At 70.4% G+C, this 11,212-nt stretch carries 12 protein-coding genes; 4 read left to right on the top strand and 8 right to left on the bottom strand.

The genetic code is table 11. From position 1 onward, the window contains the following. The 5 genes from AB0J67_RS35700 to AB0J67_RS35680 form a co-directional block, all read right to left on the bottom strand. The coding region (locus AB0J67_RS35700; protein WP_363489282.1) for a histidine kinase dimerization/phospho-acceptor domain-containing protein at positions 1-1,061 on the bottom strand (1,061 nt) is incomplete at its 3' end. Then, positions 1,054-1,734, bottom strand: a complete 681-nt coding sequence (locus AB0J67_RS35695) for a response regulator transcription factor (RefSeq protein ID WP_363489280.1) — start codon at positions 1,732-1,734, stop codon at positions 1,054-1,056. The genes AB0J67_RS35695 and AB0J67_RS35700, both read right to left, overlap by 8 nt. Positions 1,735-1,896: 162 nt before the next feature. After that, entirely contained in the window at positions 1,897-2,391 is a 495-nt protein-coding gene (locus tag AB0J67_RS35690; protein WP_363489278.1) for a hypothetical protein, read from the bottom strand. An 83-nt stretch (positions 2,392-2,474) separates the two neighbouring features. Then, a complete protein-coding gene (locus tag AB0J67_RS35685; protein ID WP_363489276.1) occupies positions 2,475-3,404 on the bottom strand; it encodes a rhomboid family intramembrane serine protease in 930 nt (309 codons plus the stop codon). 10 nt (positions 3,405-3,414) lie between these two features. Next, positions 3,415-3,942, bottom strand: a complete 528-nt coding sequence (locus AB0J67_RS35680) for a peptidylprolyl isomerase (RefSeq protein WP_363489274.1) — start codon at positions 3,940-3,942, stop codon at positions 3,415-3,417. Positions 3,943-4,200: 258 nt separating this feature from the next. Here AB0J67_RS35680 and AB0J67_RS35675 point away from each other — a divergent pair, with 258 nt between their 5' ends. After that, positions 4,201-4,854: a hypothetical protein gene (locus AB0J67_RS35675; protein ID WP_363489272.1), complete on the top strand. Its 654-nt coding sequence runs from the start codon at positions 4,201-4,203 to the stop codon at positions 4,852-4,854. A gap of 88 nt (positions 4,855-4,942) precedes the next feature. On the opposite strand, the gene corA is transcribed toward AB0J67_RS35675, so the two are convergent. From corA to AB0J67_RS35660, 3 genes are all read right to left on the bottom strand, one after another. Further along, positions 4,943-5,998, bottom strand: a complete 1,056-nt coding sequence (gene corA, locus AB0J67_RS35670) for a magnesium/cobalt transporter CorA (protein WP_363489284.1) — start codon at positions 5,996-5,998, stop codon at positions 4,943-4,945. A gap of 518 nt (positions 5,999-6,516) precedes the next feature. After that, on the bottom strand, positions 6,517-7,611 hold the full coding sequence (locus AB0J67_RS35665; RefSeq protein WP_363489270.1) for a PLP-dependent aminotransferase family protein: 1,095 nt from the start codon (positions 7,609-7,611) through the stop codon (positions 6,517-6,519). A 189-nt stretch (positions 7,612-7,800) separates the two neighbouring features. Then, complete coding sequence (locus tag AB0J67_RS35660) at positions 7,801-8,199, bottom strand: CBS domain-containing protein (RefSeq protein WP_363489268.1); 399 nt, start codon at positions 8,197-8,199, stop codon at positions 7,801-7,803. 217 nt (positions 8,200-8,416) lie between these two features. On the opposite strand from AB0J67_RS35660, the gene AB0J67_RS35655 reads away from it, so the two are divergent. Genes AB0J67_RS35655 through AB0J67_RS35645 form a run of 3 tightly spaced genes read left to right on the top strand, consistent with a single transcriptional unit; the run spans position 8,417 to position 10,924 of the window. Then, positions 8,417-9,166, top strand: a complete 750-nt coding sequence (locus tag AB0J67_RS35655) for a phosphocholine cytidylyltransferase family protein (RefSeq protein ID WP_363489266.1) — start codon at positions 8,417-8,419, stop codon at positions 9,164-9,166. Beyond that, positions 9,154-10,224, top strand: a complete 1,071-nt coding sequence (locus tag AB0J67_RS35650; protein ID WP_363489264.1) for an iron-containing alcohol dehydrogenase family protein — start codon at positions 9,154-9,156, stop codon at positions 10,222-10,224. The genes AB0J67_RS35655 and AB0J67_RS35650 overlap by 13 nt, the downstream gene beginning before the upstream one ends. Then, positions 10,211-10,924 (top strand): CDP-alcohol phosphatidyltransferase family protein, encoded by a 714-nt coding sequence (locus AB0J67_RS35645; RefSeq protein WP_363489262.1) that lies wholly within the window; start codon positions 10,211-10,213, stop codon positions 10,922-10,924. The genes AB0J67_RS35650 and AB0J67_RS35645 overlap by 14 nt, the downstream gene beginning before the upstream one ends. The last annotated feature ends 288 nt before the right edge of the window (positions 10,925-11,212 follow it).

The following is an 11,212-nucleotide window of genomic DNA, read 5'->3' as shown; positions in this document are numbered from 1 at the left end:
CAGACCTCCTGCTCGGGCACCTCGACGCGCAGCCGGACCCCGGCCTGGGCGGCGCGGGGCGCGAACGCCCGCTCGGCGGCCCGCACCAGCGCGACCAGCTCGACGTCGGCGGGCTGGATGGCGAAGTCGGCGGCGTCCAGGCGGGCCAGCGACAGCAGGTCGGCGACGAGCCGGTCCAGCCGCTCGGCCTCGGCGAGCACGGTCTGCCCGACGCCCTGCGCGCCGTCGGCGCCGACCACGCCGTCGGACAGCGCCTCGGCGTACCCCTTGATGGTGGTCAAGGGGGTGCGCAGCTCGTGGGAGATGGACAGCAGGAACTCGCGCTGGCGGCCCTCGCTGACGGCCAGCGCCTCGGCCAGCTCGTTGATCGACTGGGCGAGGCGCTCCACCTCCTCGGGCGGCTCCGCGGCCAGGCGCACCGAGCGGTCCCCGGAGCTGAGCCGGGCCGCGGCGGTGGCCGCGTTGCGGATCGGGCGGGCCAGGCGGCGGCCGAGCAGCACCCCGGCGAGCACGCCCGCGCCGAGCCCGGCCAGCAGCGGCAGCCACAGGTAGCGCAGCACCTGCCGGGTGATGCCGGTGGCGGCGGGCCGAGCCAGCACGATCCCGTCGCCGTCGCCGAGCGCCCGCCCCTCGACCATGGACAGGCGGCCGCCGACCATGGCGACACGCTCGCTGACCGCCTCTCCCCCGGCGATCCGGGCGACCAGCCGGTCGGGCAGTCCCGGCCGGTCCGGCTGCCCGCCGGTGATCAGGTACGCCGCGATGCCGTCGTCGATCTGGCGGAGCTGCTCCACGAGCCGGGCGTCGGCCGCCGCGGCCCGGCGGGCGCGCAGCACCTGCGCCACCACCTCGGTCTGCGCGGCCAGCCCCTCCCGGGCGGCCTGCTCGGCGGCGCGCGTGGCCAGCGGCACCGCGACCAGCGCGGTCACCACCAGCGAGATCAGCGCGACGCCCACCCCCGCCAGCACGGCGCGCGTGGTCAGCGTCGTGGTGCTGCGCGTCGGCCGGGGCGAGGCGAGCACCCGCATCGGCACGGTCAGGTCGGCCCGGCGGTCAGGCATCGGCGGTGTACCCCACGCCCCGGACCGTGCGCACGACCCCCGCCGCGTCGCCCAGCTTGGCCCGCACCTGCGCCACGTGCACGTCCACGGTCCGGGTCCCGCCGTGCGCCGCGTACCCCCACACCGTGCTGAGCAGCTCGTCGCGCGTGTACACCCGCCCCGGCCGGCTCATCAGATGCGCCAGCAGATCGAACTCCGTGCTGGTCAGGTGCACCGCGGCACCGCCGACCGTCACCTCGCGGCGCGCCGGGTCCAGCCGCACCGCCCCCACGACACGGCTCCGATCCGGCTCCGGCGTGCCCCCCGACCTGCGCAGCACCGCCTTCACCCGGGCCACCAGCTCCCGCGGACTGAACGGCTTGGTCAGATAGTCGTCGGCCCCCAACTCCAACCCGACGATCCGATCCACCTCGTCATCCCGAGCCGTCAAGAAGATGATCGGCACCCAGCAGTCCTCGGCCCGCAGCCGCCGGCAGATCTCCGTCCCATCCATCGACGGCAACGCGATGTCCAGCACACACGCAGCGGGCCGCAACCGCCGCGCCGCCGCCAGCCCCGCCGCCCCGTCGGACTCGACCTGGACCCCGTACCCCTCCCGCTGCAGATACAGCCGGATCAGATCCGCGATCGGCCCCTCGTCCTCGACGACGAGCACCAGCCCCTTCTCCACCACCCCGCCATCATGTCCGCCCCGTGTACGAACCACGTAAACCCCCGCCCCCAACAACGCGACGATCTTGCGCGGACTGTGGGTGCGACACGCCCTTAACGGGCATATCCCTAACAGTTCGCGCAAGATCGTCGCGATCTTGCGGGGCCCCGGGGAGTGGGGCGATCAGGCGCCGACGAGGTGGTCGGCGAAGGAGGCGTACGGGGTGGCGTTGATGCCGGCCGTGCGCTGAGCGATGAGCTTGGGCTTGAAGACGTGGCTGAACAGGGCGTCCAGGTGCCAGACCTGCTTGGGGTGGCCCGCGTGGATCCAGAAGCGCTCGCGGATGCCGTCGACGGCGGTGGCGGCGAACTCGATCGCCGACAGGCGCGGGTCGGGGTGCCAGGTCACGTTCGCCAGGTGGCGCAGGTCGGTGTTCAGGTGCAGCCGCAGGCGGCGCAGGATGCGGCTCTCCTGGGTGATGACCAGGCGGCGGTACGTCAGCAGCAGCAGGAACTCACGACCGAGCGGGCGCTCGGGGCGCAGCGCGCGCGCGACGAGCACGGTGGCGTCACCGGCTTCGACGCAGCGACGGAAGATCGGCATGTGCCGGCTGACCGTGGCCATGGGGATACCGGCCTCGCCGGTGGCGGGGAGGAACGTACGCGAGAAGACGTCCATGTCAGGAGCAACGAGCGCGCGTGACCAACGTCACGCGAGTCACTCATGCGATCCATTATTGACACATCTCGACGTGAGGTGCGTCAACGTGTCAGGCTCAGCGCCAGCGACGTCACCGCGAGCACGGCCAGCATCCCGCCGAGCACTCCCGCCTGCACCGCGGTCCGGTTCTGCCGCGGCGCGTACGCCAGGCCGAAGCCGCAGATCGCGCCGGTGACCAGGCCACCGAGGTGGCCCTGCCAGGAGATGCCCTGGATCGAGAAGCTCAGGATCACGTTGATCGCGATGATCGGCAGCACCGACATGGCGTCGCGGCCCAGCCGCTTCAGCACGAAGAAGTACGCCGCGAACAGGCCGTAGATGGCCGTTGACGCGCCCGCCGCGAAGTCGGTCGGGCTGAGCAGCTGGCAGGCGATGTTGCCGCCGAGGCCGCAGATCAGGTAAAGCGCGCCGAACCGGATGGGGCCGAGCGCGGCCTCCAGCGAGCGGCCCAGCACCCACAGCGCCCACATGTTCAGCAGCAGGTGGATCACGCCGTAGTGCAGGAACATCGCGGTGAACAGCCGGTAGTAGGCCCCGTCGTCGACCCCGGTGAAGATCGGGCCGTAGCCCGGCACCGCGCCGATGTAGTACTGGCCGCCGCCGATGGTGGTCAGCGTCTGGCCCAGCACGGCGCCCCAGCGGTGCACCGGCGTCGCGGCGCCGGTCAGCACGCTCATCCCGTAGAACGCGGTGAGCAGCGCGAACACCCCGACGTTGAGGCCGATCAGGGCCTTGGTGACGTACCCGTGCATGCCCACCTGGGAGCCGCCGAAGTGGGTGAGGGCCGGACGCTGCGTGCGCCGGCCCTCCGCCACGCACTCGGGGCACTGGTGCCCGACCGACGCCGAGACCATGCAGTCCGGGCAGATCGGCCGTGAGCAACGGGTGCAGCTGAGATAGGTCTCCCGACCCGGGTGGCGGTAACACGTGGGTACGGGTGGCTGGCCACCCTGGGGCGCGGGAGACGTCATGGGTGCGAGACTAGCGCTCAATCTCGATTCGCTCGATGACGATCGCGTCCCGCGGGCGGTCGGCGGCGTCGACCGGCGTGCTGGAGATGGCGTCCACGACCTTCTTCGAGTCCTCGTCGGCGACCTTGCCGAAGATGGTGTGCTTGAAGTTCAGCCAGGTCGTCGCACCGGTGGTGATGAAGAACTGCGACCCGTTGGTCTTCGGGCCGGCGTTCGCCATGGCCAGCAGGTACGGCGCGTCGAAGCTGAGCTCCGGGTGGAACTCGTCGTCGAACGTGTAGCCGGGGCCGCCCCGGCCGGTGCCGGTCGGGTCACCGGTCTGGATCATGAAGCCGTCGATCACGCGGTGGAACGGCGTGCCGTCGTAGTACGGCCCGGTGATCGGCTGACCGGTCCGCGGGTCTTTCGCATCCTTCCTGGTGCCCTCGGCCAGCTCCACGAAGTTGCGCACGGTCTTCGGGGCGTGGTTCGGGTAGAGCTCCAGGCGGATGGGACCGGCGCTGGTGTGCAGGACTGCGTAACGGGCGTCGTCAGCCACGTCTAACTCCTGATTTTCCGGTGGTCAGTTACCGACAGATTCTCCCATGTGCCCGTTCCGGGTGTGCGCAGGCGTCCGGCGAGGCAGTATGGCACTCGGGGACATGAACGAGGCGCGCTTTCGTGCTGACGGCGCGCCTTGCGATACCACCGCACGGGCGCCCGGCGTCCGGGCGGTCATGGCTGGACGGTGCGGGGGCGCCGTGCAGGAAGGGCGGGGGAGATGCTCGGATTCAAACACAAGACGCGCGGACAGCTCATGCGCGAGGAAATGGGCCAGAGCTGGGACCATTTCCTGCAGGCGGCGACACACGCCGCCGGCGGGGTCGGGGCGTCGTTCGGCCCGGCCACCGGTCGCGTACGCCGCGTCACTTCCCGCGGCATGGACTCGACGGTGACCACCCTGGCGCCGCTCGTGGCGGCATACCGGGAAGGCGCCGTCGACGCCATGAAGGCCACGCAGAAGGCCCACGCGAAGGCGTCGAAGGCGTCGAAGAAGAAGGGGGGCCACGTGTCACGTGGTGGCAACACGGGGATGCTGATCGGCCTGCTCGCCGCCGGCGCCGCCGTCGGCATCGCCGGAGCGCTGGTCATGAAGCGCCGCCGGCAGCAGCAGTGGTCGGAGTACGACCCGAGCCAGGCGCTGGAGTCGATGCGCTCGGACACCAAGGCGATGGCGGACAAGGTCGGCGACAAGACCGACACCGTCCTGGACAAGGCCACGCAGCACACCACCAAGGCCATGGACAAGACCGCGGAGAAGCTGCAGTCCGCCTCGTCGTCGCTCAAGGGCGGCCGCGACAACATGAAGTCGCGCATCGACGAGGGGGCCGAGGCGGCCAACGACGCCACCGACAGCTACCTGTCGAAGTACTCGTCGACCGGCACCGGTTCGAAGAACAGCCGGATGTGACGACCAGGGTCGAGAAGGGCACCTTCTGCCGCGCACCGCGTCGAGAAGGTGCCCTTTTCCCATGCCGTGCGGAGAAGGCGCCGCCCGCTCACAGCCAGCCGGAGCGGCGCAGCACGCGATAGATGCCGAACGAGATCAGCACCATGACGGTCAGGATCATCGGGTAGCCGTAGCGCCACTCCAGCTCGGGCATGTACGTGAAATTCATGCCGTAGATGCCGGCGAAGGCGGTCCAGACGGCCGCGATACTGGCCCAGGCGGCGACCTTGCGCATGTCGTTGTTCTGGTCGACGGTCACCTGCGCCAGCCGCGCCTGCATGATCGAGATCAGCAGGTCGTCGAAGGTGACCACCTGGTCGACCACCCGCGCCAGGTGGTCCTGCACGTCGCGGAAGTACTTGCGCAGCTCCTTGCCGACCTCGGGAGTGTCGCCGATCAGCAGCTGCATGGGACGCTGCAACGGCAGCACCGCCCGCTTGAACTCGACCAGCTCCCGCTTGAGCTGGTAGATGCGCTGCATCCGGCCGCTGGAGTCGCGGGCGAACACGCTCTCCTCGATGAGGTCCACGTCGGTGCTGATGCCGTCGGCCGCCTCCAGGTAGAGGTCCACGACGTGGTCGAGCACCCCGTACGCCACCGCCCAGGGCCCCTGCTTGAGCAGCTCCGGGCGGTGCTCCAGGTGCTCGCGCACCGGCTTGAGGCGGCAGGCGGTGCCGTGCCGGACGGAGATCACGAAGTCGGGCCCGATGAAGAGCATGACCTGCCCGGTCTCGATCACCTCGGAGTGCTCGGTCAGCTCCTGGTGCTCCACGTACCGCGCCGTGCGCACCACGAGGAAGTGCACGTCGCCGAACTGCTCCAGCTTGGGGCGCTGGCCCGCGCTGACCACGTCCTCGACGGCCAGCTCGTGCAGGCCGAACGCGTCCGCGATGCCCGCCATCTGGGCCGCGTCGGGAGCGTGCAGGCCCAGCCAGACGAAGGAGCCGCGCTGGCGGCGGGCCGCGGCCAGCGTCTGGCGGTAGTCGCCCACCGCGGGCTGGCGGATCCCGTCGAGGTATAGCGCGCAGTCGACGATCGCGTCGCGCTGCTGCCCACCCTGCGCCGGCACCGAGGCCACGTCGTCGTCACCGGCCAGTCCGGACACCAGCCGGGTCACGGCCCGAGCCGGGGCGGTGAACGCGCGGGTCAACCGGTCGCCGTTGGAGGCCCGCCGGTTGTTGTCGTCTCGGCTGTCGTCAACCACGGCTCGCCTCCTCCGCGGGGTCACCGACCGCCGGAGACTCCGCAGACAGGCTACTCGGCGCGGAGATCGCTTCGGAGCGACGGCGATCAGGGCGCGTCGCACCAAAAAGGTGGCGCCGGGTGGACCATGGTGAGCCGCGGTCGGGGGGAGTGCGGCTCCGGTCCACCCGGCGCCGGAACGACACCCGGGGTGGGGGGTGGGTGACGCTCCTTCTTATTGGGGGCGGGGGCAATGCGTGACAGGGCTCCCGTTCACCGTGAGCAGCCGTGGCCACCGCAGTGGTCGCGTTGCCGGCGCTCAGCCGGTGACGTGCGCCCGACGCATTGTGATCCACGTAACCAGGCGAAGGGAACCCCGCACAGCCCGCCGCTAACTGTCAGAAATACGACAGAACTCGGTCAGATATGTGAAACGGCGAATCAACCGCGCACGGCTTCGATCGCCTCGGCGAGGCGGCGCACGCCCTCGTCGACCTGGTCCACGGTGACCGCGCTGAAGGCCAGCCGAAGCGAGTGGTGGCCGCCCTCCAGCAGGAAGTCGGATCCCTTGACCACCGCGACGCCCCGCTCGGCGGCGGCCGGGAGCAGCTTGTCGACGTGTACGTCGTCGGGCAGCTCGATCCAGAGGAAGTAGCCGCCGTCCGGCTCGGTGAACGAGACGCCGTCGATCCGCTTGCGCAGCGACTCCGCCAGCACCGAGGCGCGCTCGGCCAGCGCGGCGCTGACCGTGGCGACCGAGCGCTCGATGTCGCCCGAGACGCAGAACTCGTACACGATGCCCTGCGCGACCTGGCCCGCCGAGATGTAGAGGTTGGTCGCCCTGCCCGCGATCGCGTCGATCAGGCCCTTGTCGCCGACCAGGTAGCCCACCCGGACGCCCGGGCAGACGGTCTTGGTGAACGAGCTGGCGTGCACGACGATGCCCCGGGTGTCCATCGACAGCATGGTCGGCAGCGCGTCGCCGCGGAACCGGATGTCGACGTACGGGTCGTCCTCGAAGATCGTGAAGCCGTACTCCTCGGCCAGCGCGAGCAGCTCCTGCCGCTTGGCCAGGGACAGCGTCACGCCCGCGGGGTTCTGGTAGTTCGGGATGATGTGCGCGAGCTTCGGGCGCACGCCGGACTCCAGCAGCGCGCGCAGCTCGGCCGTGTCGACACCGTCCGGGTGCAGCGTCACCTGGTGCACCACCGCGCCGAGGTTCTTCAGGTTCAGCAGCGTCCGGTCGTACGTCGGCTTCTCCACCACGACGTGGTCACCGGGCTTGACGAGGTGGTTGAACAGGAACGCGTCGGCCTGCAGGGAGCCGTTGGTGACCAGCACCTGGTCGACGGCGACCCCGTGCTTGGCCGCGATCCACTTGCGCAGGGGCGCGTAACCGTAGGAATTGCCGTACGCCGTGAGGCCGGCCGGGTCGTTGGCGAAGGCGCGGACAGCCGCGGCGCTGAGCCCCTCGACATCGACGATGTCCAGGCTCGGAGCGCCCCGGGCGAACGAGATGAGCTGCTCGGCGGTCATGGGAACAGGCTAATGCGCCCGAAATGCGAGACAGCGCTGCCCGCCCGTACCACCCCGGCGCGTCACCCCTCCGCGCAAGATCCGGTCGATCTTGCGCGAACTGTTGCCCTTTTGTTCACGTTCGGGCGTGTCGTACCCACAGTTCACGCAAGATCAACCCCGGGTGGCACGGCGCGGGGCCGGGGTGGATCAGACCGAGGCGGCGGCTTCGGCGCGGCGGAGGGCCCAGACGCGCATCAGGTCGCGGACCGAGATGATGCCGAGGACGTCGTCGCCGTCGAGCACCACGAGGTGGCGGAAGCCGCCTCTCGCCATCGCCATGGCCGCCTCTTCGAGGCTCCAGTCCGGGGCGGCGTACACGACGTCCCAGGTGATGTGGTTCGCGCACTGCTCGACGTCGGGGTCGAGCCCGGTGCCGATGGCGTTGAGGACGTCGCGCTCGGTCATGATGCCGAGCCCTTCGCCGTCCGGGTCTATCACGATCGCCGAGCCCACCCGGCGCATCGCCATGAGCTGGGCCGCCTGGCGCAACGTGTGCTGCGGCCCGACCATGAGGACCGGCTTGCTCATCGCCTCACGTACGTGCATCGCAGCATGCGCCTGCGCAGCGTTAGCCATATGCAATCACCCCTTCGGAACGCAACCCCATTGAAACGCACCGTACGGACATCTTGGGCGAGGTTCCGGTCAACTCACAAGACTTGTTATGCCTGCGCGTATGTGCTGGGCACTGGCCGGTGTCCCGGGTGCAGTAGCCTTCACCAGCGATGTAACTCCCTCTTCACCCCCTCGAAGGAGAGCGACCATGATCGGTATGGTGCTGGCCGCGGGCGCCGGACGCCGGCTGCGCCCGTACACCGACACGCTGCCCAAGGCCCTGGTGCCGGTGGACGGCGAGACGACGATCTTCGACATCGCCCTGCGCAACCTGGCGAAGGTCGGGCTCACCGAGGTCGTGGTGGTGGTCGGCTACCGTGCCGAGGCGGTCGAGACCCGCCAGGCGGCGCTGGAGGAGAAGTACGGCGTCACGCTCACCCTCGTGCACAACGACAAGGCCGAGGAGTGGAACAACGCGTACTCGCTGTGGCTGGCCCGCGAGCACTTCGCCCGCGGCGTCCTGCTGGTCAACGGCGACACCGTGCACCCGGTCTCGATCGAGCAGACCCTGCTCGCCGCCGCCCAGGACGAGAAGTACGCCGACGCGGGCATCATCCTCGCCCTCGACGACCAGAAGAACCTGGCCGACGAGGAGATGAAGGCGATCTTCACCGAGGACGGGAAGCTCGCGAAGATCACCAAGCTGATGGACCCGGCGACGGCCCACGGCGAGTACATCGGCGCCACGCTGATCCGCCCCGAGGCCGCCCAGGCCCTGGCCGACTGCCTGCAGGCCACCTTCGAGCGCGACCCGAACCGCTTCTACGAGGACGGCTACCAGGAGCTCGCCGACCGGGGCGGGGTCATCCGGGGCGCCTCCATCGGCCGCGTCGACTGGGTCGAGGTCGACAACCACGACGACCTGGCCCGCGCGCGGGAGATCGCATGCCACTACTGACCCGATCCGTGCAGACCCCGCTGCACATCGAGGTGCGGCGGGGCGCGGTGGCCGGCCTCGCCGCGCTGCTCGCCGACCGCCGCATCTCGGCCGGCGGCGACGTCGCGGTGGTGGTCGGGCCCGGCCAGGGGCAGCGGATCGTCGAGCTGATCGGCCCCACCCTGCAGCGGGCCGAGTTCATCAACATCGAGGGCGGCACCCTGGAGTCGGCGCTCGACCTGGGCCAGCGGCTGCGCGGGCGCAACTACGACGCGATCGTGGGCATCGGCGGCGGCAAGACCATCGACACCACGAAGTACGCGGCGACGCGGGCCGGCATCCCGATGGTCAGCGTCGCGACGACGCTGGCCAACGACGGCATCGCCTCCCCCGTGGCCAGCCTCGACCACGACGGCGGCCGCCCCTCCTACGGCGTGCACATCCCGCTGGCCGTGGTCGTCGACCTGGACTTCGTCGAGGCGGGCCCGGACCGGTCGACCCGGGCCGGCATCGCCGAGACGCTGAGCAACATCAGCGCCATCGCCGACTGGGAGCTGGCACACCAGGTCCGCAACGAGCCGATCGACGGCCTGGCCGTGGCGATGGCCCGCTCCGGCGCCGAAGCGGTGATCAACCACCCGGGCGACATCAGCGACGACGGGTTCGTCACGCTGCTGGCCGAGGCGCTGATCTCCAGCGGGCTGGCGATGGCCATCTGCGGCACGTCGCGGCCGTCCAGCGGCGGCTGCCACGAGATCTCGCACGCGCTCGACATCCTCTACCCGGGCACCGCCGGGCACGGCGAGCAGTGCGGCGTCGGCGCGCTGTTCTGCACGTTCCTGCGGGCGTCGGTGGACAAGGTGCACGAGGCGCGGTTCGCGCAGATCAGCGCCTGCCTGAAGCGGCACGGCCTGCCGCGTACGCCCGCCGACCTGGGCATCTCCGATGAGCAGTTCGTGGACGCGGTCGAGTTCGCCCCGCGCACCCGGCCCGACCGGTACACGATTCTCGAACATCTGGAGCTGTCCAGGGAAGCGATAGGTGAAGCAGTGGCAAACTATGCCGATGCCGTCTACTGAGGTGCTCACCAGCATGCCCCGGATGCGGCCCTCCGCCGCGGACTTCTACGCCGTCAACCGTGGCGGCGGGCTGTTCTCCGAAGCGATCAGCCAGCGCATCGGCGCGGTCTTCGCGCTGCTGGCGGATCGCGCCGGCGCCAAGCCCACCACGCTCACCCTGATCAACCTGCTCATCGGCGTCGCGGTCTCGACCGTGCTGGTGCTCCGGGCGCAGGACGGCACCACCGCGATCACGCCCCTGTTCGGCCTGCTCGCACTCGTCGGCTGGCAGGTGGCGTACGCGCTGGACTGCGCGGACGGCCAGCTCGCCCGGGTGACCGACCAGCGCAGCGTCGCCGGGGCCCGCATCGACATCCTGTGCGACGTGGCATCGCAGATCACGCTGGTCACCGCGCTGGTCGCGGTGGCCCGGCCGCCGCTGTGGCTGGCCGCGCTGTTCGCCGGCTCCTGGATGGTCAACCTGGTCACGAGCGTGCTGGCGAACAGCGACGTCGCGGCGTCCATGGTCACCTCCCGGTCGCTGCCGGTGCGCCTGGTGAAGCTGGTCCGCGACTACGGCGCGGTGATCTTCGCGGCCGGCCTGGTGCTGACCTTCGCCCCCGCGCTGACCATCTGGTTCGTTGCCGCGTTCACCGTGGTCAATTTCGGCTTCCTGCTGGCCAGCATCGCCTTCACCGCCCGCGCCGCCCTCCGCGGCTGACCTCGCCCCGGCCGGGCCCCGCCCCCGCGAGTCTCGACGAGTCGCGCCCTCTGTTCCGACCTGGGGGCGCGACTCGTTACCACTTGACCATGCCCGACCGGCTCGGCGTGCTCCGTGGGACGCAGCAGGGCGAGCCTTGGGAGGGGACGCGGGCTCACTTGAGCCTTAGAGGTACAGGTCTTAGAGGTGTACTTCTAACGATCTTGTGCGCAATAGTTGAGGTCGCGTGATGGGCCGCTCCGGGGCGTTTCACCAGGTGATGGTGCGGTCGGAGACCAGGGCGGCGAC

The sequence above is a fragment of the Catellatospora sp. NPDC049609 genome (assembly GCF_040675365.1).
GTDB lineage: Bacteria > Actinomycetota > Actinomycetes > Mycobacteriales > Micromonosporaceae > Catellatospora.
This window is presented reverse-complemented; position numbering and strand designations above follow the sequence as displayed.

Excerpts from the sequence above, each read along its gene's own strand:
- AB0J67_RS35690 (WP_363489278.1), bottom strand. The coding sequence starts at position 2,391 with ATGGACGTCTTCTCGCGTACGTTCCTCCCCGCCACCGGCGAGGCCGGT.
- AB0J67_RS35685 (WP_363489276.1), bottom strand. The coding sequence starts at position 3,404 with ATGACGTCTCCCGCGCCCCAGGGTGGCCAGCCACCCGTACCCACGTGT.
- AB0J67_RS35675 (WP_363489272.1), top strand. The coding sequence starts at position 4,201 with ATGCGCGAGGAAATGGGCCAGAGCTGGGACCATTTCCTGCAGGCGGCG.
- AB0J67_RS35665 (WP_363489270.1), bottom strand. The coding sequence starts at position 7,611 with ATGACCGCCGAGCAGCTCATCTCGTTCGCCCGGGGCGCTCCGAGCCTG.
- AB0J67_RS35660 (WP_363489268.1), bottom strand. The coding sequence starts at position 8,199 with ATGCACGTACGTGAGGCGATGAGCAAGCCGGTCCTCATGGTCGGGCCG.
- AB0J67_RS35655 (WP_363489266.1), top strand. The coding sequence starts at position 8,417 with ATGATCGGTATGGTGCTGGCCGCGGGCGCCGGACGCCGGCTGCGCCCG.
- AB0J67_RS35650 (WP_363489264.1), top strand. The coding sequence starts at position 9,154 with ATGCCACTACTGACCCGATCCGTGCAGACCCCGCTGCACATCGAGGTG.
- AB0J67_RS35645 (WP_363489262.1), top strand. The coding sequence starts at position 10,211 with ATGCCGTCTACTGAGGTGCTCACCAGCATGCCCCGGATGCGGCCCTCC.